The following is a 24,355-nucleotide window of genomic DNA, read 5'->3' on the forward strand; positions in this document are numbered from 1 at the left end:
CCCGAGGGACGCGCCATGACCACACCTTGGGCCGATCCGGCCTGCCCCCGTGACGAAAGGGTCGATGCCCTGCTCGCGGAGATGACCCTGGAAGAGAAGCTCGCCCAGCTCGGCAGTGCCTGGCCCGGCGTCGAACACGTCAGCGGCAACGTGGCACCCATGCAGGACGTCTTCGCCCGGCACACCGACTTCGAAAAGGCCAGAAAGGACGGGCTGGGCCACATCACCCGCCCGTTCGGCACCAAGCCGGTCGAGCCGGCCGACGGCGCCCGCCAACTCGCCGCCCTCCAGCGCGAGTTGATGGACAACACGCGGCTCGGCATCCCGGCGATCGCGCACGAGGAGTGCCTCACCGGCTTCACCACGCACCACGCGACGGTCTTCCCCACCGCCCTCGCCTGGGCCGCCGCCTTCGACCCCGCACTCGTCGAACGCATGGCGCACGCCATCGGCACGAGCATGCGCCGGGTCGGCGTCCACCAGGGGCTCTCCCCGGTCCTGGACGTCGTGCGCGACCACCGCTGGGGCCGCGTCGAGGAGACCCTCGGCGAGGACCCCTACCTCGTCGCCACCACCGGCACCGCCTACGTGCGCGGCCTGGAGAGCGCCGGGATCGTCGCCACCCTCAAGCACTTCGCGGGGTACTCCGCCTCCAAGGCCGCCCGTAACCACGCGCCCGTCTCCATGGGGCCTCGCGAGTTCGCCGACGTGATCCTGCCGCCGTTCGAGATGGCTCTGCGGGACGGCGGCGCGCGTTCGGTGATGAACTCGTACGCCGACGTCGACGGGGTACCGGCAGGGGCGGACTCGTCACTGCTCACCCGGCTCCTGCGGGAGGAGTGGGGTTTCGAGGGGACGGTGGTCTCCGACTACTGGTCGATCGCCTTCCTGCGCACCATGCACCGCATCGCCGCGACCGAAGGCGAGGCCGGCGCCCGTGCGCTGGCGGCCGGGATCGACGTCGAGCTGCCCGACACTCTCTGCTTCGGCGAACCCCTCGCGGAACTCGTCCGCCTGGGCACCGTCCCCGAGGACCTGGTCGATCGCGCCGTACGCCGCGTCCTGCGCCAGAAGGCCGAACTCGGCCTCCTGGACGCCGACTTCGACCCAGCCGTCGACGCGGCCGCCAACGTCTCGGACCCCATCGACCTCGACCCGCCCGCGCACCGGGCCATCGCCCGCGAACTCGCCGAGCGGAGCATCGTCCTGCTCGACAACCGGGACGGCTTCCTGCCGTTGGCCCGGGACACGGCGTCCATCGCCCTGGTCGGCCCCTGCGCCGACGACCCCAACGCCTTCTTCGGCTGCTACTCCTTCCCCAACCACGTCCTCCCCCACCACCCCGGGTACGACAACGGCATCGAGGCTCACTCGCTGCTGGACGCCCTGGCCGCGGAACTGCCGGGGACCCTGATCGCGTACGAACAGGGCTGCCCCGTCAAGGACATCGACCGCACCGCCTTCGACGCGGCAGTGGAAGCGGCACAGCGGGCGGACGTGTGCATCGCGGTGGTCGGGGACCGCGCCGGACTGTTCGGCCTCGGCACCTCCGGCGAAGGCTGCGACGCCGAGGACCTCTCGCTGCCCGGCGTCCAGGACGAGCTCGTCGAGGCGCTGCTCGCCACCGGCACGCCGGTCGTGCTGCTCGTCGTCTCCGGCCGCCCGTACGCGCTCGGGGCCTACGCCGACCGCGCGGTGGCCCTCGTCCAGTCCTTCTTCCCCGGCGAGGAGGGCGGGTCAGCCCTCGCGGGTGTGCTCTCCGGACGGCTCACCCCGTCGGGCAGACTGCCGGTCCAGGTCCCCCGCACACCGGGCGGCCAGCCCGGCACGTATCTGCACGCTCCGCTGGGCGGCAACACCCAGGGGGTGAGCAACCTCGACCCGACCCCGGCCTATCCCTTCGGGCACGGCCTGTCCTACACGACGTTCTCCTACGACGGGTTCGAACTGAGCGCCGAGGAGATTCCCACCGACGGCGAGGTCGAGGTCAGCTGCCTGGTCCGCAACACCGGCGACCGCCCCGGCACCGAGGTCGTGCAGCTCTACACCGCTGACCCCATAGCTCAACTGCCCCGGCCTGTAACCCAGTTGACCGGCTACGCCCGCGTCCGGCTGACCGTCGGCGAGCAGCGTAGGGTCACGTTCCGCCTGCATGCCGACCGTCTTGCCTATACCGGGCCCGACCTGCACCGCATCGTCGATCCCGGCGACATCGCTGTCATGCTCGGCGCATCCAGCACCGACACCCGCCTCACCGGCACCCTCCGTCTCACCGGCCCGATCCGCCGGGCCGGGCACGACCGGGTCATGGACACACCGGTACGCGTCGACTGACCCCACGCCGGTTTCCGCCCAGCGCTCCGCAGTCCTGCCGGAGCCGGCCGAGGAGCGTGGTCGCGCCCAACAGGCCCCAGTGCTCGGCGAACCTGCCGTCCAGCGCATGGCGGATACGGATCTCCGCGAAACGGACCGCTTGCCGTGGCCGGGATCCCCGTCGGGTCGCTGCCGCTGTGGGTGCCGATCACGTCGTAGCGCACGCCCAGCCGGTCGCCTTCGGCGACGACGGCGAGAGGGGTGACAGCGCCGTCGAGGGCTCCTGGGAGCTCGTCGCCGATCGTGTCCTTGCCGGAGGCGGCCGACCGCCGCCCCGTCGGCGACCTGGCGGGCATCGCCGAACTCACCGAGGACTTCGCCGCCCCCGGCCAGCGCGCCGTCCTGCGCCGCGAGCCCTCCATGTCGGACGACCTCCCGCACGAGGTGCAGGCCGCAGCCTTCCGCGTCGTCCAGGAGGCGCTGACCAACGTACGACGCCACGCTGCCGACGCCACCGAGGTCACCGTCCGCCTGCATCAGGACGGCGACCGCCTGTCGGTGACCGTGACCGACGACGGCCACGGCGGCACCCAACTCCCGGACGGGGCACACGGCGGCGGCTTCGGCCTCGTCGGACTGGAGGAACGGGTAACCGCACTGGGCGGCCGACTCCGCGCCGGGCCACGCATCGACCATGGATGGGAGACCCAAGCGGTCCTTCCGGCAGGGCGCTGAGCAGGCTTCGGCGACGGGCTCCGCCCAGGTGCCCCGAAAGCGGGCCTCGCCATTCCGCATTCCACACAGGCCTTCCAGGAAGTGCGGGCCGACGAGCCCTTCGCGCGCAGCAGTTACTGATCTCCTCTTGCATGTTCTATGCCATACCCCATAAGTTACCGACAGGTAGCTCGCTCGGCGGGCCACACCGCCGGCGGAAGGGTGGTGGGCGAATGGGCCCGCGCAGAAGTGACAGCCGTGACCGGATGATCCTCAGTGCTGCCGCCCTGCTGCGTGAGTACGGGGCGAACGCGACCAGCATCGACCGGGTGCTCGCACACAGCGGAGCACCTCGGGGCTCGGTGTATCACCACTTCCCCGGCGGGCGGACTCAGCTCATCGACGAGGCGGTGGCCCTGGCGGGGGACTTCATCGCGGGTCTGATCGACGCCGCCATGCAGGCGGACAACCCGGTGGAGGCCGTCGACGCGTTCTTCGCGCTGTGGCGAGACCGACTCGTGGAGAGTGGCTTCCGGACCGGCTGCCCGATCGTGGCGGTGGCCGTCGAGACCAACGACGACGCACCCCGGCTCGCCCTCTCGGCAGCCGCTGTCTTCGCCCGCTGGCAGGAGGCCCTCGCGACCCTGTTCGTCCGGCACGGCCTGACCGAAGAACGCAGCCGTCGGCTGGGCGCCTTCATCATCGCCGCGGCCGAAGGTGCGGTGATCATGTGCCGGGCCGAGCAGAGCACCGCCCCGATCGAGGCAGCCGCCACCGAGATCCACGACCTGCTCCTCCACACCCTGCGCGACCGCCCCAGGGCCGCCGAACCAGGGCCCCGGCCATAGCGCGCAGCCACTTCACCCAGTCAACTCAGCTCGAAGGAAACGCCATGCCCTCACTCGACCGCCACGACAACGTCTTCGTCCTCGACCTCGGAGACGGAGAGAACCGCTTCCACCCCGACTGGCTCACTGCCGTCAGTGCCGCGCTCGACGAGGTGGAGAAGGCGGAGGGACCCCGCGCCCTGGTCACCACCGCCACCGGCAAGTTCTACTCCAACGGGCTCGACCTGGACTGGCTGTTCGCCCACGCCGACCAGTACGACGGCTACGTCGTCTCGGTCCATGAGCTGTTCGCGCGGATGCTGTCACTGCCGGTCATCACGGTGGCCGCACTGCAGGGGCACACCTTCGCCGCCGGCGCGATGTTCTCCCTCGCCCACGACTTCCGCGTGATGCGCGCCGACCGCGGCTACTGGTGCCTCCCCGAAGCGGACATCAACATCCCCTTCACCCGGGGCATGGCCGCCCTCATCCAGTCCCGCCTGGCGCCGCAGACCGCCCACGAGGCCATGGTCACCGCCCGCCGCTACGGCGGCTCCGACGCCGCAACCGCCGGCATAGTCGACCAGTCGGTCGCCGAAGACGCCGTGCGCTCCACCGCCATCGAGATCGCCCAGGCACAGGTGGCCAAGGCCGGCGACACGCTCGGCACCATCAAGACCCGCATGTACGCCCCCGCCCTGGCCACCCTGCGCGACACCACCAACCCGCTCGGCTGACCAGCACCTCAGCACCCACACACTCCGCGCCCCGGGCTCACCCTGGGCGCGGAAGTCGGCATAGGCGTCTCGGCATAGGTGTCGAGCACCGGCTTGGTCTGCATGGTGCTGACTGTGGACGGGACACCGCATACGACCGAAGTCACGAATTCGAGCATGGTCGAACACCAGGTTTCGACAGAATCCTTGACGGCTCCTCGGCGCCTTCCTACGCTCCCCGTGGGAGCGTTCCCATGCTCGCCTGAGTGAATGATCATCTTCCGGCCCTCAGGGCACCGGTTCACTCGGCACCCCCACGCATCGGAGGCCATCGTGACCGACGCACGCCCCGGCACCACGCCACCACCGCAGAGAACAAGGATGCGGTTTCCAGAGGCTGACCACTCGGCGGCATCACCGCCGCCGCACTGACCGGCACGCGCGTCACCCCGCCGCTCCATGACACCCAGTACCGCGCCGGCCTGACAGAACACCACCGACAACCAGCCCCGCACCCTGGATGCTTCTTCGGGAACTGCACGAGGTGGACGGCCGACACCAAGGCCGCCGTCCAGAAGCCGCGGAGCGCCGGGTTCAATCACACGCTGATGGTGGACGCGCCCAACCGGGGCCAGGACTGGGCGTTCACGATGCGCGACAACGCCGCGTCGGTGTTCGCCGCCGACCTGGACCGCAACACGGTGTTCTCGGTCCACATGTACGGCGTCTTCAATACGGCCGCGAAGGTCAATGACTGCCTGAACCGTTTCGCGGCCGCGAAACTCCCCATCGTGGTCGGAGAGTTCGGCCACGACCACTCGGACGGTAATCCCGACGAGGACGCCGTCCTGCTGCCGCCCAGCGGCTCCGCCTCGGTTACCCGGGCTGGCCGTGGAGCGGCAACAGCAGCGATGTGCAGTACCTGGACCTGGTCACCAACTTCGATCCCGGTCAGCTCACCAGTTGGGGCCGACGCCTCTTCAACGGATCGAACGGCATCGTCGCCACGGCCAAGGAGGCCGCGGTCTTCTCCGCCGGCGCCACGCGCACCACTCCCCCGGCCGTTCCGCTGCTCCACCACTGACGCGACTCGACCTTACGCCTGTCATGTGCACGCCATTCATAAAGGGTCGCCCGTTCGGCGCGACTCCCGTAACCACGACAAAGGCATGGAGGAACAGGACGATGCACTCGAGCATCACCGACGTCCCGCTGTCCGGCGCCGCCCCCACCAGCCGGACGAGATCCGGCAGGAGGAGCAGGACGGTCACGTTGAAGGCGGCCGTGGTCGCGGCCGTGACCGGCCTGATCACCGCACTGGTGGCGATCCAGCCGGCGTCGGCGCAATCGCCGTCGGCCGCGGCCAACCCGTACGAGCGGGGCCCGGCTCCCACGGTGAGCAGCGTGGCGGCCCAGCGGGGCACGTTCGCGACCGCGGAGGTGACCGTGCCGCCCGGCAACGGCTTCAACGGCGGGAAGATCTACTACCCGACGGACACCTCTCTGGGTACCTGGGGTGCGGTCGCGGCCGTGCCCGGTTACACCGCCCGGTGGGCCGCCGAAGGGGCGTGGATGGGGCCGTGGCTCGCGTCCTTCGGGTTCGTCGTCATCGGCATCGACACCAACAGCCCCAACGACTTCGACACCGCCCGCGGCACCCAGCTGCTCGCGGCGCTGGACTACCTCACCCAGAAGAGCCCGGTGCGCGACCGGGTCGATCCCAACCGATTGGGCGTGCTCGGCCATTCCATGGGCGGTGGTGGCGCCATCAGCGCGGCCGAACGCCGGCCGTCACTGAAGGCAGCCCTACCGCTCGCGCCCTTCTCCCCCTCACAGAACCTGTCCGGCCTGCGTGTGCCCACGATGATCATGGGCGCACGGGACGACGGCACGGTCACCCCCTCCTACCTCAACGGGCTCTACGGCGGGATGCCGGCCGCCACGCAGAGCGCCTACATCGAGCTCACCAGCGGCGGCCACGGCTTCCCCACCTGGGGGAACTCCAACGTGACGCGCCGTACGATCCCCTGGCTCAAGATCTTCCTCGACAACGACACCCGCTACACCCAGTTCCTGTGCCCGTCGCTTGCGGACAGCAGTGGGGTCTCCCGTTCCCAGACCAAGTGCCCGTACGTGCCACCAGGCGGCACGACCACTCCGCCGGCCAGCGGCGGGCAGATCGTCGGCGCCGGCTCCGGCCGCTACCTGGACGTGGCGAACTCGTCGCAGACCAACGGCGCCCAGGCCCAACTGTGGGACTGCGCGGACCGGCCCAACCAGAAGTGGGCGCGCTCCGACGCCGGGGAACTGCGCGTGTACGGCAACAAGTGCCTGGACGCCGAGGCCTCGGGAACGTCCGCCGGCACACGGGTCATCATCTGGGACTGTCACGGCGGTCAGAACCAGCGCTGGAACGTCAACGCCAACGGCACCATCACCAGCGTCCCGACCGGCCTGTGCCTGGACACGAACAACGGCGGCACCGGGAGCGGCGCCCAGACCGTCCTGGGGAACTGCAACGGCGCGTCCGCTCAGCGCTGGACCTCCAATGACGAGGACTGAACCCGACCCGAGGCAGAAGGAGACCGAAGTGCCGCTCAGCGCCCGGCACTTCGGCCGTTGCAGGCACCTCTGCGTCCCGGGGAGGGGACGGCTGCGAGGGTCTCGCCGTACTCCAGCGGACGGGCGCAGACCTGGGCATGGTCGTTGCATCGTCGTGTGGCTGTCCGATACGGGACGCTCGGTACGGCACTCGCTGCGCCGACCCGCCTCGGCCGCGTCTCGGTGACCGGTGACCGGTGACCGGTGACCGGCAGCGTCCGCAGCAGCGACGGCCGACCCGGTCACGTTCCACCAGCTCGCGTCGCAGACGGCGCCGGGCACCGGGCACCGGCCCTCGCAACGGCCCTGACTGGCCGCTCCGGCTCATCCCGCACCGTCTGCCGGCGCACAACGGGATCGGGCCCACGCTCGACGCCCTCGGACACACACGACCAAACGAGGAGAAACCATGCTCAGACTCATCCGCGCGGTGCTGTCTGCGGCCCTGGTCGCCGCCGCGGTACCTATCGCTCTCCTACCAGCCCCCCAGGCCCTGGCGCTCGACAACGGCCTGGCCCGTACCCCGCAGTTGGGCTGGAACGACTGGAACAGCTTCGGCTGCAACGTGAGCGACCGTCTGATCCGGGAGACCGCCGACGCGATGGTATCCAGCGGCATGGCCGCGGCCGGCTACCAGTACGTCAACATCGACGACTGCTGGTCGACACGGAACCGTGACGTGGGCGGCAATCTGGTCGCGGACCCCGTGAAGTTCCCCAACGGCATGAAGGCAGTCGCCGACTATGTACACGGCAAGGGGCTGAAGCTCGGCATCTACTCGTCGGCCGGCCTGACCACCTGCGCCGGTTTCCCCGCCAGCCTCGGCAACGAGCAGCGGGACGCCAACCTGTGGGCATCCTGGGGCATCGACTATCTCAAGTACGACAACTGCGGTGACCACCAGGGCCGCAGCGGTCAGGATCGCTACACCGCCATGCGCGACGCTCTCGCCAGGACCGGCCGCCCCATCCTCTTCGCCCTCTGCAACTGGGGCAACGACCAGGTCGGCACCTGGGGCCCCGCCACCGGCAACTCCTGGCGCAACACCGGCGACATCCAGGCCAACTGGAACTCCGTCATGGGCATCCTGGACGCCCAGCCCGGCTGGGCGGGCTTCTCCCGCCCCGGCGCCTGGAACGATCCGGACATGCTGGAAGTGGGTAACGGCCTGTCCGACACCGAGTCCCGAGCCCACTTCAGCCTCTGGGCACTGCTGAACGCGCCTCTGATCGCGGGCAACGACCTGCGCACCATGAGCGCCGCCACCAAGTCGATCCTGACCAACACCGAGGTCATCGGGGTCAACCAGGACTGGGGCGGCCGACAGGGCAACCGCCTCGTCGACAACGGCAACACCGAGGTGTGGACCAAGCCGATGGCCAACGGCTCGGTCGCAGTGGTCCTCCTCAACCGTGGCAGCGGCACGGCCACCGTCTCCACTTCCGCTGCGCAGATCGGCCTCGGCTCGGCGTCCAGTTACTCGGTACGCGACCTGTGGGCGCACACCACCAGCACGACCAGCGGCTCCATCAGCGCCTCCGTCCCCGCTCACGGCGCCGCGATGTACGTGGTCTCCGGCGGCGGGACGCCGCCCGGCAGCAGCACCTACTCACTCAAGGGCCAGGGCTCCGGCCGCTGCCTGGACATCACCGGCGGCTCCCAGGCCAACGGAACCCTCGCTGGGATCTGGGACTGCAACGGCGCCGCCAACCAACGGTTCACCAGCACCAGCGCGGGCGAACTGCGTGTCTACGGCGGCGCCAAGTGCCTGGACGTCGTCGGCGCCGCCACCGCCAACGCCACCGCCGTGAACATCTGGGACTGCAACGGCCAGTCAAACCAGCAGTTCCGCCTCAATACCGACAGCACCATCACGGCCGTCCATTCCGGTAAGTGCCTCGACGTCAGTGGCGGCGCCACCGCCAACGGCACCAAGGTCCAGATCTGGGACTGCGGCGGCGCAGCCAACCAGAAATGGACCCACGTCTGACCGATCCCTGGTGACCGACACCGTTGGTACTGGCGAGATGGTCACCGCCTTGGTGGCCGGTTGACGCGATCTCGTTGCCCGCGGCGAGCCTGGGTTGTGGTCACAGCCGAGGCCGGTTGAGCAGCCGGGAGAGCACGATGACGCTCTCGGTCCGGTCGACAGGGGCGGTGGCGCGTACCCGCTGGACGGCCTGTTCCAGGTGGGGGATGTCTCTGGCAAGCATGTGGAGGACTGCGTCGGCCGCACCGGAGACAGTGCAGGCTTCGACGACCTCGGGGATGCCTTCCAGGGCTTGGCGCAGTTGGGCGGGGGTGGGGTTGCCGGTGCAATAGACCTCGACGAACGCCTCGGTGTGCCAGGCGAGCGCCTGGGGGTCGACGAGAGCGGTGAAACCGCGGATCGCGCCTGTGGCCACCAGGCGGTCGAGACGCCGCTTGGCGGCAGGAGCGGACAAGCCGGCCTCCTTGCCGATCTGGGCGTACGTGGAGCGGGCGTTGCGCAACACGCAGCGGATGATCGCTTCGTCGATGGTGTCCACGACTTCACTCCAGACGTCAGTAGGTGCGGCACAGGCGCAACAAAGAGCTGTTCCATCGTCGACATTGCAAGAAAACGACGGTTGATCGCAGTAAATAGTGATTGTTTGCGCCGCGGCCGCAACCGTAGCCTCCAGCTTGTCCTGATGTCACATGCCGGGGGAGCGTTCCGATGACAGCAAACGTGAGCGATGTGGAGGCGTCCGCGCTGACCGCAGTGGACGAGGCGGCGATCGCCCGGATTCTGCAGGAACTGCTCGCCGTTCCCAGCGTGACGGGGAGTGCCGCGGAGTCCGAGCTGCAGCACGTCCTGGCCCGGCATCTGGAGCGGATGGATCTCGATGTCGACCTGTGGTCCATGAACCTGCCCGAGCTGCGTGCTCATCCCCGCTTCCCGGGCAGCGAGGCCCCGCGCACGGAGGCGTGGGGTCTGGTGGGTGGCACGCAGCAGCAGGGCGACGGGCCGACCCTGGTCCTCCAGGGCCATGTCGACGTCGTGCCTCCCGGGGACCTGGCGCAGTGGGAGGGAGACCCGTTCCGCCCTCGGGTCGGCGCAGACGTGGTCCACGCCCGGGGAGCGTGCGACATGAAGGCCGGCGTCGTGGCGATCCTCGCTGCCCTGGCCGCAATACGGAGAGCGGGCGCGAACCTGCGCGGCCAAGTGTCCGCACACTTCGTCGTCAGCGAGGAGGACGGCGGGCTCGGAGCGTTCGGCACCCTCGAACGCGGCCACACCGGAGACGCCTGCATCATCACGGAACCGACCAGCGGCGCCCTTATGACCGCCAACGCCGGAGCGCTGACTTTCCACATCGACGTACCCGGCCGCGCCACCCACGGCAGCACCCGGTACGCGGGCATGAGCGCCATCGACGCCTACCTGCCCATCCACCACGCGCTCGCCCGTCTGGAAGCCCGCCGTAACACCGGCGCCGACCCCCTGATGGCCGAATACCCCATTCCGTACCCGCTGTCCGTCGGCATCGTCCGGGCCGGCGACTGGGCCAGCAGCGTGCCCGACTTGCTGGTGGCCGAGGGAAGACTGGGTGTCCGGCTGGGCGAGGATCCGGAGCGGGCGCGCAGCGAACTGGAGGCGTGCGTGGCCGAAGCCTGCTCGGCCGACCCGTGGCTGCGCTCTCACCCCGCCACGGTGACGTGGCCCGGAGGCCAGTTCGCCAGCGGCCGGCTGCCGGCCGGGCACCCGCTCGCAGCCCTGGTCGGCGACGCGTGCGCCGACGTCACCGGCGGCCCGCGACCGTTCGAGCGAGGCGCCCCTTACGGCAGTGACCTGCGGTTGTACTCCGAGGCGGGCATCCCCACACTCCAGTACGGCCCCGGCGACGTACGCCTCGCACACGGCCCGCAGGAACAGGTCCGCGTCAGCGAAATCGTCACCGTCACCCGGGCACTGGTGCTCGCCACCCTGCGCGCGGTCGGCACCAAGTAGTACGTCTTCCCTGGTGGGGCAGGGCGCGGAGGTTGCAGGGGGTGGGTAGGTAGGTGCTTGCGGCGTTTGACGACGTAGGCGTATTGGTCGGTCGGGCCAGCGGCTCGGCGTCGAGTTCGAGTGCGGCGTGTTGGGCCCAGTAGGGGTTGCGGAGAAGCTCGCGGCCGAGGAAGACGGCGTCGGCCTGTCCGCTGGAGAGGATCTCCCCCGCCTGCTGCGGCTCGGTGATGATGCCGACGGCAGCGGTGGGGATGGCGGTGGCGGGGCGGGGCTGGGTGGCGAAGGGCACCTGGTGGTTCCGTCCGGCGACGATCTTGGAGCTTCTTGGTGAGGCGGACGGTGTCGTCCTCGGTCCAGCCCTCGCGCTCGTCCTCGGGGTTCTCGGTCAGCCAGCCGGTGGCCGCGGTGCTGAAGAAGACCGGCCGGCCCTCGGGCCACACCGCGCGGACGACGTCGACGACCTGCAGGGCGAAGCGGATCCGGTTCTCGAAGATCGAGTGGGGTGGGAGTTCAAGCGGCCGCGAGCTGCGCTGCGGCGTCGGCGACGGGGGTGTCGCCGGAGGTGAGCTCGACGATCACGCGATTCAGGGCGGGCTCGTGGAGGGCGGCGGTGATGAACGCGGCGACGTCGTCGCGGTGCACATCGCCGTACTCGACGGCGGGGCCTGCCGTGACCCGGCCGCTGCCGGGGGCGTCCAGGAGGGTTCCGGGACGGACGATCAACCAGTCGAGAGCCGTGCGCGTCAGGTACACGTCGGCGGTCTTCTTGACCTTGATGTAGTGCTCGAAGCCCTCACCGCCCCCGCCGCCGCGCAGGGCGTCGGGGAACACCGAGACGAGGACGAACCGCGACACACCGGCGAGCGCAGCCGCGTCGGCGGCCTTCTGAAGGCCCTTGCCGTCGATGAGGGTCGTCTTGTCCATGCCGCTTCCGTGCGCACCGGCCGAGAAGACCACCGCGTCATGGCCCTGCATCTTCTGTGCGAGGCCGTCGACCGAGTCGGCGATGAGATCACCGATCACCGGATGCCCACCGGCCTCCCGCACGGTCTCGCCCTGAGCGGGCCCGCGATGCATGCCGGTCACCGAGTCCCCGCGTGCGGAAAGGAGTCGGGTGAGGCGGCGGCCGACTCCTCCGGCAGCGCCTATCTGGAACACCTTCATGAGCTGGTCCCGTCTTTCGAGTGGCGAGAGGGAGGGGTGCGAAGTCCGCCGGTCAGGAAGCGAACACCTGGGAGTCGTCGGCGAACGCCTTGAACTCCAGCGCGTTGCCGGCCGGGTCGAGGAGGAACATCGTCCACTGCTCGCCCTTCTGGCCCGCGAAGCGCACGTAGGGCTCGATGACGAATCCGGCACCCGCCGCGCGCAGCCGCTCGGCAAGCTGCTGGAAGACCGGGATCGTCAGGATCAGCCCGAAGTGCGGTACCGGGACGTCGTGACCGTCGACCGGGTTGTGTATGCGCTGCGCGCGCTCCGGTGCCAGATGCGTGACGAACTGATGGCCGTGCAGATTCCAGTCAACCCAGGTGTCCGCGCTGCGGCCCTGTTCCAGGCCCAGTACGTCGCCGTAGAAGCGGCGCGCGGCAGCCAGGTCGTCGACCGGCATGGCGAGGTGGAACCGGGGGATCGGGGAGTCGAGAACAGTCACGGCACTGCCTTTCCGAGAGAGGGTCGGGAGGGATCATCGCTTCATTGTCGCAATGTTGACAATAGGACAACAAGCGAATGTTAACATTCGGACGTAGCTGGAGGAGGTACAAGTCAGACATGAGTGATCAGGGCAAAGTGTCCCCGGCCCGTCGCCGTGGCCTGTCGGACGAGGTCGCAGACCAGGTCCGCGATGCCATCTTCAGCGGGGCCTACGCCCCCGGCGCCCAGCTGCGCGAGGTGGAACTGTCCGCCATGATGGACGTCAGCCGCGGTCCCGTACGCGAAGCACTGCGCGTACTGGAGCGCGAGGGACTGGTCCACTGCGCGTGGCACCGTGGGACGACAGTGACCACACTGTCTCCTGAGGATGTCGCGGAGCTCGACAGCCTGCGTGGCGCGCTGGAAGACCTGGCTGTCCGCCAAGTGATCACGCGCGCCTCGGACGAGGACCTCGCATCTCTCGCCAAGGCGGCCGAGGTCATGAAGCATGTAACGGACGCCCACGAGATGGTGCGACTGGATATCGCCTTCCACGACGCCGTCTTCGCCGTCGCCAGCCACCAGCGCCTCGCCGACGCGTGGGACGGCATACGGTGCCAGGTCCACCTGTTTCTGCTGACCCGGATCAACATCAGTACCGACGGCTACCTCGGCTGCATCCCGCGCGAGCACCACGGGCTCGTAACCGCGCTGCGCTCCCGCGACACCGAAACCGCGCTCCACCTCTTCGCCGCACACCGCCGCCACGCCGTCGATGTGGTGACCGGGAACGCCGACCCGAACCGCCCTTGAGCCGTAGGCCACGATCTTCCGCGACCATTGCCATCCCGGCGAGCACCTGGACGAAGTCCGCCGACACCTGCCATGAGCTGACGATCGACATAACCAGCGGCTCCGGCGGCACCGCCTACCTCAACCCCGGGGTGTCCTACGACGCCATCGAGCTGGTGCCCTGAGCCCGAGGGAGTCCCGGCCTCATCGGCTGGGACCGGGATTGCCTCCGGTCGGGTGAAAACGTAGGTTGAGCACCGTTTCTTGTTTGCTGGTCGAAAGGTGCCACCAGGTGGGCCGACGAGAGAAACCAGTCGACCCCAGTGCCGGTCCGGTCCAGCGTCTCGCGCACGACCTGCGCCTGCTGAGGGAGAAAGCCGGGAAGCCGCCGTACCGGGAGATGGCCGAGCGGGCGGGCTACTCCACAACAGCGCTTTCGCAGGCCGCGGCCGGCGACCAGCTGCCGACTCTGGCTGTGGTGCGCGCATACGCGGCGTCGCTCGACGCCGACCCGGACGAGTGGGAGGCCCGTTGGCGGGAGGCGGACGCCGAGTTCCGTGCCCCCGCGGCCGACGAGCGGACTCCGTACCGTGGGCTGGCCCGCTTCGAACCGGCTGACAGCGACCTGTTCTTCGGCCGAGAGGCACTGATACGCGAACTCCTGGACCTGGCGCACGCGCACCGGTTCGCGGCGGTGTTCGGGCCGTCCGGCAGCGGCAAGTCCTCGCTGCTGAGGGCCGGCCTCGTCCCGCAGCTGCGGGAGAGCGAGGGTACCGGCCGCCCCGCGGTGATCCGCGTGGTCACTCCCGGCGAACGGCCCGCTCGCACACACGGGCAGGCGCTCGTTCCGCAGGACGGCGAGTCGGACACCTGGGTGATCGTCGACCAGTTCGAGGAGCTGTTCACCCTCTGCCACGACCGCGAGGAGCGCGACCGCTTCCTGGACCTGTTGCTCAGCGCGCGTGAGCCGGGCAGCCGCCTGCGCGTGGTGGTCGCGGTGCGCGGCGACTTCTACGGCCATTGCGCCGCCCACCGAGAGCTGGCCGAGGCCGTCAGCCGCGCCAACCTGCTGGTCGGGCCCATGAACGGGGACGAGCTGCGCGAGGTGATCACCGGCCCGGCCACCGCAGCGGGACTGAACGTGGAGCGAGTGCTGACCGCGCGGATCATCGAGGAGGTCGGCGACCAGCCGGGCGCGCTGCCGATGCTCTCGCACGCACTGCTGGAGACGTGGCGCCGTCGCCGGGGCCGGACGCTGATGCTGACCGGCTACGAGGAGACGGGCGGCGTGCGAGGGGCGATCGCCGCCACAGCCGAGCAGGTGTACGGCGACCTGACCGCACCTCAGGCACGGACCGTCCGCCGCATACTGCTGCGGCTGATCGCACCTGGCGGCTCCGCTTTCGAGCAGGGTCCGATCCTGCCCGCGGGCGTCCCCGACACGCGCCGCCCGGCGTCCCGCGCCGAACTGACCGGGCCGGACACGCAGGACGTACTGGAACGTCTTGCCGCCGCCCGCCTGATCACCCTTGACGGCGACACCGTCGAGCTGGTCCACGAGGCACTGATCACGAGCTGGCCCCGGCTGGCCGGCTGGATCGAGGAGAGCCGCGAGCGGCTGCACGTGCAGCGGCTGCTCGGCGAGGCCGCCCGCGCCTGGGACGGGCTGGACCGCGATCCCGGCGCCCTGTACCGGGGCACCCGGCTGGCCCGGTCCGAGGAACTGTTCGCGGACAACGCGGCGGGGGCCGGAGGAAAGGCCGAGGAAGACGACCTGGCCCAGCTGGAGCGGGCGTTTCTCACCGCTTCCCTGGATGCCCGGCACACCGAGCGGGACGCCGGGGCACGCGCCGCCCGTCGTACGCGCGCGCTCACGGTGGGCCTGTCGGTCTTCCTCGTGTGCGCGCTGACGGCCGGCCTGCTCGCCTGGCAACGCGACCGGGCAAGCACACAGGAGGCCGCGAAGGCCGCCGCCCGCCGCCTGGCCACGATCGCCGACAGTCTGCGTTCCAGCGACCCCCGCACCGCCTCCCTGCTCGGCGTCGCGGCCTGGAAGCTCGCTCCGCTGACCGAGTCGCGCTCCGCGCTGCTGGCGGCGCTGGTCCAGCCGGAACGGGACGCCTTCACCGACCCCCAGACAGGCAGAGACGCCCGGCGTTTCCTCACCGACCGCGGCCGGACCCTCGTCAGTGTCGCGAACAGCGCGGTGAATGTGTGGAGCGTCGCCGACCACCGGCGTACCGCGACCTACCAGCTGCCCAGCGGTATGGAGGTGACCGCCGCCGGTGCCGACTCCCGCTTTCTCGATCTCAGCGGGCCGGACGGTGATGTGCTGTGGGACCTCGCTGCCAGGAAACCCGCCGCCGAACTGGGCGACACCACGCTGATGGACACTTCGGACGACGGAAGCGCGTACGTCACCGGCCCGGCGGGCGACGGAGGCACCGTGCGGGTACAGCGGACCGACGGATCCGGGCCCGCCTTCTCAGCCGGTGTCCCGGACGGTCTGTCCATGACGGCCGTCAGCCCGGACGGCCGGCTGCTGGCGCTGTGCCCGGCCGGAGCCCCGCCGCAGGTGTGGGACACCGTCCGGCACCTGCGGCTGACGGGAGACTGGGACAAGGCCGACGGCACCGTCTGCGGCACCGGCTCCGGCGCGGACGGCGGATCCCGCCTCCTGCGGTTCAGCGCGGACGGCCGGCGACTGGCCGTCGCCTACGGTACGGCCGCCGCCGTCTGGGACGTGGGCGGCGGACGCACGGTCGCCGACTTCCAGAGCGGTGGCATCTCCGGGTTCACACAGCTCGCACTCTCCCCCGACGGGCGATTCCTGGCCACGGCCGACGACCAGCAGATCGCCGTGTGGCGACTGGCCAACGGGGGCACCATGGCCTTCCAGCGGCCGTTGTCCGGCGCTGAAGTAAGAGGCCTGACCTGGGATCCGGGCAAGCAACGCGTCCTGCGCCACCTGGACGGCGCCACCGTCCACAGCTACGACCTCACCGACCGCCTCGGCGCTCGATGGCAGGGCACCGAGGCCGACGCGACCGCCCTGAGCCCCGACGGCACGTCGCTGGCCACCGTCACCCGGTCCGGCGGCGGCTACCGGTTCGAGCTGCGCTCCACCCTCCCCCACTCTCGGCCTCGCTCGAGCGGAGGGACCCCGATGGGCGGGGTGCTCGGCCGGGCCACGCTCGGCCCCCTGCCCTCGCCCGACAGCACAACGACCCCGTTGCTGTCCTTCAGTCCGGACGGCCGGTCGCTCGCCATCGCCGACACCACCTCCTCGCAGGGTTCCCTGCGGCTGCGGTTCACCTTGTGGAACGTGCCGGCGCACAGAGTGCGCACGTCGTTCGACACCTCCGGTGCCGCCGACCGCCCCCTGGCCGGTCTCGTCGCGGGTCCCGGGGGGCGGACTCTGCTGGCCCTGCGCGAAGGCGGGGTCGAGGTGTGGGACACCGCACGCGGCCGCAGGTCACGGATCCTGCACGGCATGTCCGAGACCGCCCTGACCCTCCGGCCGGACGGGCGGCTGCTGGTCGGCTACGACGACGAGTACGGGAACCTGGCGTCCGGCAAGGTCACCGGGCGCGCCCTCGCCGACGGCCGGGAGGTCACCGCGCTCACTTTCAGCCACGACGGCACGCGGTTGGCAGTCGGCGACAAGACCGGGCACGTCACCCTCTGGGACGGCGACGCCCGGCGTCGCACGGGCGTGTTGACCGGCACTGCCGACACGGTCTCGCGGGGCGAGCCCGAGCCCGTCAGCGCGCTCGCCTTCTCCGCCGACGGCCACACCCTCGCCGTGGGCGGGACCGCCGGCACGCTACGCCTGTGGGACACCGAGGGCCAGCAGCTGCTCGGCAGCGATCTGCCGACATCCGGTGACGAGATCCGCTCGCTCTCCTTCGCCGGCGACGGGGGCACGGTGTACGCATCAGGCCCGGACGTGCCGCTCCAGGCCCTGCCCATCGCACCGGATCAGGCGGTCCGCACCATCTGCGAGCGAGCGGGCGGCGGGCTCACCCAGGCCCAGTGGCGCAGCTATGTCCCCGACGCCCCGTACCGCGAGGTGTGCCCCGTCCAGCGCTGAGGAAGCCGCAGTCGGGGGCGGAGGATTGTTCAGAGGGACCCCGAGGGTCGCTGAAAAACGCTCCTGACCTGGAACATCGAGAGCACGAAGGCCGTCCGCGCACTTCTGCGCAGGACGGCCGACCGGCGCCCGTTCCGCGACGCCCGGCACGTCCTCTCTCCCTCAGGTGCTCCGCATGCGTTCTCACGCCCTCCTCCCCTCGGCGCTTCTCCTGCTCGGTTCGCTCACCCTGACCGCGGCCTGCGCCAACGGGTCCGGAACCCCGGACCCCTCCCCCGAGTCCATGCAGGCCGGACCGTCCTCCTCCGCGTCCCGGACGGTCGATCCGTCGAGGATCAAGGGCCTGAGGATTGTCAACGACGGTAGCGAGCAGAGCTCCTGCCCGTTCGCCATCAGCTACCCGGACGTGCCCGGAGCGGAGGAAATGACATCCGCGATGAGGAAGGACGTCGACCAGCGCCTGGCGGCCTTCCGCTCCAGCCGGTGCGACAACGGCTCACCTTCGGCCGGCGAGCTCAACGTCAGCCACCGGTTCCTGGTCGCCTCCGGTGACGTGCTCGGTGTCCGGCTCACGACGCTGGACGGCAGTGGGGTCGGCAACGGGCAGTCGACCAGCACGTACTGGTACGACGGGGAGAACGGCGCCTACCGCCAGGCACTCGACCTCATATCCGACGGTTCACGGGACGCCTTCACCGCCGCTCTGAAAAAGCAGCTCAGGGGCCGCGAGGGGGTGGACCCCAGTTACCTCGACGACGCATTCGCCGACACCACCCATCTTGCCGACCTTCTCGACGACCTGTCCTTCACCGCCGATGGCAATCTCCGAGCGGAGCTCGACCGGGGCACGGTGGGAGCCGATGCGGCCGGGTCCCACGTCGTCTCCCTCGACAAGGCGACGATCACCCCCTGGCTGTCTCCCTTCGGCCTACGCGCCCAGCAGCAGACCGAGCACCCCGGCAACGACCTCGACCTGGGAGCCCCCAGCACACCCAGCGCGGCCGTGCCCACACACTCCGCCTCCGCCGACGACGACACCGACTGCAAGAAGGTCAAGTGCATCGCCCTGACCTTCGACGACGGCCCGGCCGCCCCGGAGACCGCGACCCTGCTCAACCACCTCGACCGATACGAGGCGCGTGTCACCTTCTTCACCGTGGGCCAGAACGTGGCCGCCCATCCCGAGCTCGTACGCGCCGAGGTGAAGGCCGGCCATGAGGTCGGCAACCACTCCTGGAACCACCCTGACCTCACCAAGCTCACCCCCGAACAGATCGCCTACCAGCTGGGCCGCACCAGCGGCGCGATCAAGGCCGCCACCGGCAAGGCCCCCACCCTCTTCCGGCCGCCGTACGGCGCGGTCAACGCCAAGGTGAAGGCCGCCACCACACTGTCGCCGGTGCTGTGGGACGTCGACACCGAGGACTGGAAGTACCGGGACGGCGCCAAGGTCGCTCGGACAGTCATCGCCAAGGCTCGGCGCAACAGCGTCGTCCTGATGCACGACATCCACCCGACGTCCGTCGCCGCCGTCCCGGAGATCCTTCGCACCCTCACCGCCGAGGGCTTCCGCTTCGTCACGGTGAGCCACCTGCGTGCCACGCTGTGATCAGAGGCTCGACGCGGCGTCCCTGGGCAGGAAGCCGCAGGCGCCACGACTCGTACGGTGTTCTCGCCGCGCTGCGGGTGTGCCGGCCCGTCTCCGGGCCGAGGAAAAAAGGGCCGCTGAGCTGGAGGCCGACGGCTACGCGAGTGTGCGGCGCCGTCGCGCACCGAGAGGAAGTCTGTCCCTCTGTCCTCCCGGCCGTGGTTTCCGCCGTGGTGAGGCACGCTCAGGCCGGGTTGAGCTGCCACTGCTGGCAGTTGCTGTTCAGCCACGACCACTGGCGTACGTCGGCTCCGTCGGCCGAGGAGCAGTCGGCGACGTCGGCGACCTTACTGGTGGCCTGATTGACGATCCGTACATAGCCGCCGCTCGTGGCGAGGAACCGGAACCGCTGACAGGTGTTGTTCAGCCAGGACCACTGACGCAGGTCCGCACCGTCGGCCGAGGAGCAGTTCTCCGTGTCCAGCACCTTTCCGCCGGCGACGTTGACCAGGCGATGGGTGTCGTCGCCCAGGTCTTCGAGGCGCCAGCGCTGGTTGTTGGCCCCACTGCACGTCCACTGCTGGACGTTGGCCCCGTCGGCGCTCGAACTCCCCGTCACCTCAAGGCACTTGCCAGTTACGCGGTTGACGACCGTGTATGTCGTCGAGGCGGACGACGGCTCCCCCGAGGGCCCGGCGAGTGACGCGCCGAGCCGCACCGGCGTACCGAGGTTCGGCGTACCGTCCGGGTTCCAGGTGAACTTCTGCGCACGCGTCGTCCGGCCGTTGTCGCAGCCGTCGCCCGCGCTGTCGTTGGCGTGGTAGACGATCCAGCTCTCGGTGCCGTCCGGCGAGTTGAAGAATCCGTTGTGCCCCGGCCCGTAGACCCCGTTCGCGTCGTTGCGCTGGAAGACGGGCGTGGACTTCTTCGTCCAGGACGAGGCGGACAGGGGGTTGGAGCCGGTCAGCTCCAGCTGGCCGAGCTTGTAGTCGGGCGTCCAGCAGCCGCTCGCCGAGTAGATCAGGAAAGTACGGCCGCCCCGCTGGAGTATCTCCGGGCCCTCGTTGACCGTCCCGCCCGAGCGCTCCCAGTCGTACGTGGGCGTGGAGATCGTCGAGAAGGAGCCGCTGACCGTGTACGGGGTGGACATCCGCGCGGCGACGAGGTTCTGCGTGCCGCCGCTCGCACTGCCGAACAGATACAGGCTTCCGTTGATGGTCGCGACGCTCGGGTCGAGCATCCAGGCGCTGTTCAGCCGGCTCCTGTACATGTAGGGGCCCAGCGGGTCCGAGCCGGCGCTCTCCAGGACGTGGGTGCGCTGGGTGGGGACGTAGTCGGAGACGTTCTGGCCGGCGACGTGGTAGAGGTACCAGCGGCCGTTCAGGAAGTGAAGTTCCGGCGCCCAGATGTTGCAGCAGCGTGAGGCCGCGTCACCCGTCCACACCTGGACGCTCGGCGCGGTTGCGAGACCGGCGAGTGTCGGCGCCTTGCGGATGGTGATGGCGTCGGTCCAACTCGTGGTCACCAGGTAGTAGTTGCCGTTGTGGTATGTGATCCAGGGGTCGGCGCCCTTCTGTGCCTTGACCGGGTTGGTGAAGGAGGCGGCACTCGCCGGGGACTGGCCCAGGGACAGCGCGAGCAGGAGGGCCGCCAGCAGGGTCAGTAGGCGACGGGCCATCCGCTGCTCCAGTCCAGGAGGTTGATGCCGAGCTTCGCAGTGCCGTTGGCCTGGCCGTCGTAGTAGTGGTAGACGATCAGGTCGCCGCCCGCGTCATTCATGATCGACTGTCCGCCGGGGCCGATGTACCGGCCGTGCGACTCCAGCACGGGCGTACCGCCGTTGTTCATCATGGCGACGCCGTTCTTGTCGGAGTACGGGCCGGTGACGCTGGTGGCCCGGCCGACCTTGACCTTGTACGTGGAGCCGGTGCCGGCGCAGCAGGTGTCGTAGGAGGCGAACAGGTAGTAGTAGCCGTTCCGTTTGACGATGTAGGGGGCCTCGACGGCCTTGGTGCCGGTGGGGCGGGAGGCCAGCGAGTAGCGGGTGGTGTTGGACGAGAGCTGCTTCCCGGTCGACGGGTTGATCTGGATCATCTTGATCCCGGTCCACCAACTGCCGAAGGACAGCCACCACTTGCCGTCGTCGTTCACAAAGAGGTTCGGGTCGATGGCGTTGTAGTCGTTCGCCGAACTCGACGTGTAGACGATGCCCTGGTCGGTCCAGCTGCCCGGCCGGCCGGTTGTCGACGTCGCCAGTCCGATGGCCGAGTTCTGCGAGCCGAAGGACGAGACGGAGTAGTACATCAGGTACTTGCCGCCGTGGTACGAGAGGTCGGGTGCCCAGGCCTCCGGCACGGAGGAGTAGGTGCGCCACCAGCCCGGCCGGCCGGAGAAGGCGTCCGCGCCGCCGCTGAAGGCGATGCGGTCGGTGGAGGTGCGGTTGCTGATACCGCCGCCGGTGGCGTACAGCAGGTACTGGCCCGACGATGTGCGGATCATCGTCGGATCGTGGACCGCGGTCGAGCCAGTGACGGTGCCCGGGTTCGGATACGCGGACGCCGAGCTCGGGACGAGTGCGAGCAGGATCGCCGCGGGGACAGCGAGGAGAGCGGTTCTGCGGGTGGTTCCGCGGGTTGAACTGTGAGCGTCTTTGCGGGAGGTGCGGCTCACGCGGATCCTCCTTGGAGGGGGGACGGCCCGTTCGGTATCGCGAACGCCGGTCACGACTTCGAACGGGAACGTAGAATCGAACCCCTTGCGCGTCAACGGTTCGCGCAGCAACTCGCATCACGGTGGTCGTCGAATCGCGTTCGACAGCCCACCTGTCGCACACCTGCCGGCGGCGCCCACAACCCGCCCCGCGCCCGGTCACCACCGCATGTGAGCCAGGGCCGTTGATGGGACACCCCCTACTTCGGCGGGTCGGCCGAGACCGTCCGCGCCGACCTGCACGGCGGACTCGTCGAGCACGGCATCGGACACCGGTTGCGGGCGCCCGTCGAGGCCGAGGACCGGCGTGGCCTCCTTGTACCAGGACTCGACGACGACGTTGCCCCAGAAGTCGCGGCGGCGGTCGTCGTGGACGTTCCAGCGGTAGGTTTCGTGGTCGGGGTCACCGGTGCAGTAGCCGCTGGCGTAGATCTCGACACGGTGGCCGTCGGGGTCGCGGAGGTAGAGGTAGAAGGCGTTGGGGCCGAGTGGCCCGGTGACGATGACGAAGCTGCCGACATTGATCAGCCGCCTATGGAACCAGGGCAGCGCCTTGTCGGTCCAGGCATCGGTGGCGGCCTGACCTGCTCGGCACGGATGATGCAGTGCAGGGTCTCGACCAGGAAGCCGCCGGTGGCCAGGCGGGTGAGTCCGGTGGTCGCGTCGCGTTGGCGGATGTCGGCGCCGACACGTGCGGCGGCCTCGGCGAGGCCGTGGACGTACCTGCCGACGTGCCGGCCGGCGCGGAGCGGGTCGAACAGGGCGCCGTGGTAGTAGTCCGAGCCCAGCTCCGACTTCAGTTCGTTCGGGGTGAGGAGCTGTGTCTCGTGGTCGAAGTTCTCGGCCAGGCCGCCTCGCGGAACGCGTCGGACAGAACGCGGGCACGCTCCTGACCGATGCGTTTGCGGGCGTGACCGGCACCGATGGTGCGGCCTTGGGCGCACATTCTGTCGTTGCGGCCCGAGGCGACCTTGTCCTTCTCGACGAGAGGACCCGGGCAGACCATGAATCTTGATCGACCGGACCGTCCGTCATGCCGCTTTCCGCTGGGCAATTGCGTCCTGACCAGCATCGATCCATCCCTGGCATGAATATTCGGACCCGCGCGACGACCTCCGCCGCGCAGCCACCGGCCTCGGCGAAGGCCAACGCGTGCGGCAAGTGGTGTTGCGAGAACTCTTGACGGACGGTCGGTGGATGCGTACACATTGACCGCGCGGTCAGACCGCGCGGTCATGTAATTGACCTCGTTCGATGGAGAACACACGGCCATGGGGAGACTTCATGACAACAGGGCTGGAGCGCGGTGCGGGCTCCTCCGCGCCGCGCAGTGAGGACGTGGCCAGGCTGGCCGGCGTCTCCCGCAAGACGGTCTCCCGGGTCCTCAACAACGAGCCGTACGTCTCCGACGAGTCCCGACGACGCGTTCTGGCGGCCGCCGAGGAACTCGGCTACCGGCTGAACCACGCCGCCAGGGCGCTGGCCTCCGGCCGTACCCGCTCCATCGGTGTGGTCGCTCTGGGGACGGCCGGGTATGGAACCGCCTCCCTGCTCGTGGGCATCGAACAAGCCGTACGGGACGCCGGTTACGCGCTTCGCGTGCTCAACACACCGGACGGCGACCCGGAAACCATCGCCGCCGCGCTGGAATCACTCCTGGAGCAGGGCGTGGACGGCATCGTCGTCTCCGAACCCATTGTCGAAGGAGAAGTCCCGCTCGGCGTCGACGTGCCGGTCCTGTTCCTCGGAGCCCCAGCCGCCTTCAGTGCCGCCCGGACCCTGACCGTCGGTGTGGGCGCCCATCAGCTGGCGCGCGCGGCCACCGATCACCTCCTGGACCTGGGGCATACGACCGTCCATCACCTCGCCGGGCCGCGGCGGTGGTACGCCACCACGGACCGCATCGAGGGATGGCGGGCGGCACTCGCGGCCCGGGGCGCGCACGAACCGCCCGTGCTGAACGGTGACTGGTCGGCGGCCTCCGGGTATGCCGCGGGCCTTGGGCTGGCCTCGGACCTCTTAGTGACCGCGGTGTTCGCCGGGGGCGACGAGATGGCCATCGGCCTGATCCATGCCCTGCGGGAAGCCGGCCGCCGGGTGCCGGAGGACATCAGCGTCGTCGGTTTCGACGGAAACCCCGTCTTCGCCTACGTCTCCCCGCCTCTGACCACCGTCCGTCAGCCCTTCGAGGCCGCGTCACGGGAAGGAATCCGGCTCCTCCTCCACGCCATCGAGAAGCCCGACACCGTGCCGCCGCCGGCGAACGACCCACCCGTCGAACTCATCGTCCGCGGCTCGACCGCACCTCCCCCCTCCCCCTGACCCACCCTCCCGTGCCAATGCTCCGGCGCAGGCCCGCTCGCCGGGGCACCCCACCTCCGCCGTTGCGCACTTGCCCGC

18 protein-coding genes and 3 pseudogenes are annotated in these 24,355 nt (G+C 69.9%); 14 read left to right on the forward strand and 7 right to left on the reverse strand.

Features of this window, described 5'->3' with window-relative positions; genetic code table 11:
* Window positions 1-15: 15 nt before the first annotated feature.
* From OG734_RS06580 to OG734_RS06610, 8 genes and pseudogenes are all read left to right on the forward strand, one after another.
* Window positions 16-2,334, forward strand: a complete 2,319-nt coding sequence (locus tag OG734_RS06580) for a glycoside hydrolase family 3 N-terminal domain-containing protein (RefSeq protein ID WP_330286515.1) — start codon at window positions 16-18, stop codon at window positions 2,332-2,334.
* Between the two features lie 294 nt (window positions 2,335-2,628).
* Window positions 2,629-3,048, forward strand: a pseudogene (locus OG734_RS06585) (sensor histidine kinase); the annotation flags it as partial.
* Window positions 3,049-3,260: 212 nt separating this feature from the next.
* Complete coding sequence (locus tag OG734_RS06590; protein WP_330286516.1) at window positions 3,261-3,875, forward strand: TetR/AcrR family transcriptional regulator; 615 nt, start codon at window positions 3,261-3,263, stop codon at window positions 3,873-3,875.
* A 44-nt stretch (window positions 3,876-3,919) separates the two neighbouring features.
* A complete protein-coding gene (locus tag OG734_RS06595) occupies window positions 3,920-4,591 on the forward strand; it encodes an enoyl-CoA hydratase-related protein (RefSeq protein WP_330286517.1) in 672 nt (223 codons plus the stop codon).
* Window positions 4,592-5,175: 584 nt separating this feature from the next.
* Window positions 5,176-5,355 (forward strand): annotated as a pseudogene (locus OG734_RS47900) (cellulase family glycosylhydrolase); the annotation flags it as partial.
* A 128-nt stretch (window positions 5,356-5,483) separates the two neighbouring features.
* Window positions 5,484-5,654, forward strand: coding sequence for a hypothetical protein (locus tag OG734_RS47905; protein ID WP_443064834.1), 171 nt, complete (start codon window positions 5,484-5,486; stop codon window positions 5,652-5,654).
* Window positions 5,655-5,755: 101 nt separating this feature from the next.
* A complete protein-coding gene (locus OG734_RS06605) occupies window positions 5,756-7,132 on the forward strand; it encodes a poly(ethylene terephthalate) hydrolase family protein (protein ID WP_330286518.1) in 1,377 nt (458 codons plus the stop codon).
* Window positions 7,133-7,580: 448 nt separating this feature from the next.
* Window positions 7,581-9,161, forward strand: coding sequence for a ricin-type beta-trefoil lectin domain protein (locus OG734_RS06610; protein ID WP_330286519.1), 1,581 nt, complete (start codon window positions 7,581-7,583; stop codon window positions 9,159-9,161).
* A gap of 100 nt (window positions 9,162-9,261) precedes the next feature.
* Here OG734_RS06610 and OG734_RS06615 read toward each other — a convergent pair whose 3' ends face one another.
* Complete coding sequence (locus tag OG734_RS06615; protein ID WP_330286520.1) at window positions 9,262-9,699, reverse strand: Lrp/AsnC family transcriptional regulator; 438 nt, start codon at window positions 9,697-9,699, stop codon at window positions 9,262-9,264.
* A gap of 170 nt (window positions 9,700-9,869) precedes the next feature.
* On the opposite strand from OG734_RS06615, the gene OG734_RS06620 reads away from it, so the two are divergent.
* On the forward strand, window positions 9,870-11,144 hold the full coding sequence (locus OG734_RS06620; protein ID WP_330286521.1) for an ArgE/DapE family deacylase: 1,275 nt from the start codon (window positions 9,870-9,872) through the stop codon (window positions 11,142-11,144).
* A 100-nt stretch (window positions 11,145-11,244) separates the two neighbouring features.
* On the opposite strand, the pseudogene OG734_RS06625 reads toward OG734_RS06620, so the two are convergent.
* From OG734_RS06625 to OG734_RS06635, 3 genes and pseudogenes are all read right to left on the reverse strand, one after another.
* A pseudogene (locus OG734_RS06625) lies at window positions 11,245-11,635 on the reverse strand (oxidoreductase); the annotation flags it as partial.
* 19 nt (window positions 11,636-11,654) lie between these two features.
* On the reverse strand, window positions 11,655-12,308 hold the full coding sequence (locus tag OG734_RS06630; protein WP_330286522.1) for an NAD(P)H-binding protein: 654 nt from the start codon (window positions 12,306-12,308) through the stop codon (window positions 11,655-11,657).
* Between the two features lie 52 nt (window positions 12,309-12,360).
* Entirely contained in the window at window positions 12,361-12,792 is a 432-nt protein-coding gene (locus OG734_RS06635) for a VOC family protein (RefSeq protein WP_330286523.1), read from the reverse strand.
* A gap of 119 nt (window positions 12,793-12,911) precedes the next feature.
* Here OG734_RS06635 and OG734_RS06640 point away from each other — a divergent pair, with 119 nt between their 5' ends.
* From OG734_RS06640 to OG734_RS06655, 4 genes are all read left to right on the forward strand, one after another.
* Window positions 12,912-13,586 carry a GntR family transcriptional regulator gene (locus OG734_RS06640; RefSeq protein ID WP_330286524.1) on the forward strand — a complete coding sequence of 225 codons (675 nt, stop codon included), beginning with the start codon at window positions 12,912-12,914 and terminating at the stop codon, window positions 13,584-13,586.
* On the forward strand, window positions 13,583-13,750 hold the full coding sequence (locus OG734_RS06645) for a hypothetical protein (RefSeq protein ID WP_330286525.1): 168 nt from the start codon (window positions 13,583-13,585) through the stop codon (window positions 13,748-13,750). Before OG734_RS06640 ends, OG734_RS06645 begins: the two co-directional genes overlap by 4 nt.
* 107 nt (window positions 13,751-13,857) lie before the next feature.
* Window positions 13,858-17,658, forward strand: coding sequence for an nSTAND1 domain-containing NTPase (locus tag OG734_RS06650; protein WP_330286526.1), 3,801 nt, complete (start codon window positions 13,858-13,860; stop codon window positions 17,656-17,658).
* Between the two features lie 175 nt (window positions 17,659-17,833).
* A complete protein-coding gene (locus tag OG734_RS06655; RefSeq protein WP_330286527.1) occupies window positions 17,834-19,267 on the forward strand; it encodes a polysaccharide deacetylase family protein in 1,434 nt (477 codons plus the stop codon).
* A gap of 223 nt (window positions 19,268-19,490) precedes the next feature.
* Here the strand turns inward: OG734_RS06655 and OG734_RS06660 are convergent, their stop codons facing one another.
* From OG734_RS06660 to OG734_RS06670, 3 genes are all read right to left on the reverse strand, one after another.
* Window positions 19,491-20,924, reverse strand: a complete 1,434-nt coding sequence (locus tag OG734_RS06660) for a family 43 glycosylhydrolase (RefSeq protein ID WP_330286528.1) — start codon at window positions 20,922-20,924, stop codon at window positions 19,491-19,493.
* Window positions 20,906-21,916: an arabinan endo-1,5-alpha-L-arabinosidase gene (locus OG734_RS06665; RefSeq protein WP_330286529.1), complete on the reverse strand. Its 1,011-nt coding sequence runs from the start codon at window positions 21,914-21,916 to the stop codon at window positions 20,906-20,908. Before OG734_RS06665 ends, OG734_RS06660 begins: the two co-directional genes overlap by 19 nt.
* 563 nt (window positions 21,917-22,479) lie before the next feature.
* Window positions 22,480-22,899, reverse strand: coding sequence for an FAD-dependent oxidoreductase (locus OG734_RS06670; protein ID WP_330286530.1), 420 nt, complete (start codon window positions 22,897-22,899; stop codon window positions 22,480-22,482).
* A 340-nt stretch (window positions 22,900-23,239) separates the two neighbouring features.
* Between OG734_RS06670 and OG734_RS06675 the strand changes: the two genes are divergently transcribed.
* Entirely contained in the window at window positions 23,240-24,277 is a 1,038-nt protein-coding gene (locus OG734_RS06675) for a LacI family DNA-binding transcriptional regulator (RefSeq protein WP_330286531.1), read from the forward strand.
* Window positions 24,278-24,355: the final 78 nt, after the last annotated feature.

This window comes from Streptomyces sp. NBC_00576 (assembly GCF_036345175.1).
In the GTDB taxonomy this organism is placed as follows: Bacteria; Actinomycetota; Actinomycetes; order Streptomycetales; family Streptomycetaceae; genus Streptomyces.

Bases quoted from the DNA above. Each gene is read 5' to 3' on its own strand.
- OG734_RS06655 (WP_330286527.1), top strand. From the start codon at position 17,834: ATGCGTTCTCACGCCCTCCTCCCCTCGGCGCTTCTCCTGCTCGGTTCG.
- OG734_RS06595 (WP_330286517.1), top strand. From the start codon at position 3,920: ATGCCCTCACTCGACCGCCACGACAACGTCTTCGTCCTCGACCTCGGA.
- OG734_RS06590 (WP_330286516.1), top strand. From the start codon at position 3,261: ATGGGCCCGCGCAGAAGTGACAGCCGTGACCGGATGATCCTCAGTGCT.
- OG734_RS06580 (WP_330286515.1), top strand. From the start codon at position 16: ATGACCACACCTTGGGCCGATCCGGCCTGCCCCCGTGACGAAAGGGTC.
- OG734_RS06675 (WP_330286531.1), top strand. From the start codon at position 23,240: ATGACAACAGGGCTGGAGCGCGGTGCGGGCTCCTCCGCGCCGCGCAGT.
- OG734_RS06605 (WP_330286518.1), top strand. From the start codon at position 5,756: ATGCACTCGAGCATCACCGACGTCCCGCTGTCCGGCGCCGCCCCCACC.
- OG734_RS06620 (WP_330286521.1), top strand. From the start codon at position 9,870: ATGACAGCAAACGTGAGCGATGTGGAGGCGTCCGCGCTGACCGCAGTG.
- OG734_RS06610 (WP_330286519.1), top strand. From the start codon at position 7,581: ATGCTCAGACTCATCCGCGCGGTGCTGTCTGCGGCCCTGGTCGCCGCC.
- OG734_RS06640 (WP_330286524.1), top strand. From the start codon at position 12,912: ATGAGTGATCAGGGCAAAGTGTCCCCGGCCCGTCGCCGTGGCCTGTCG.
- OG734_RS06630 (WP_330286522.1), bottom strand. From the start codon at position 12,308: ATGAAGGTGTTCCAGATAGGCGCTGCCGGAGGAGTCGGCCGCCGCCTC.
- OG734_RS06660 (WP_330286528.1), bottom strand. From the start codon at position 20,924: ATGGCCCGTCGCCTACTGACCCTGCTGGCGGCCCTCCTGCTCGCGCTG.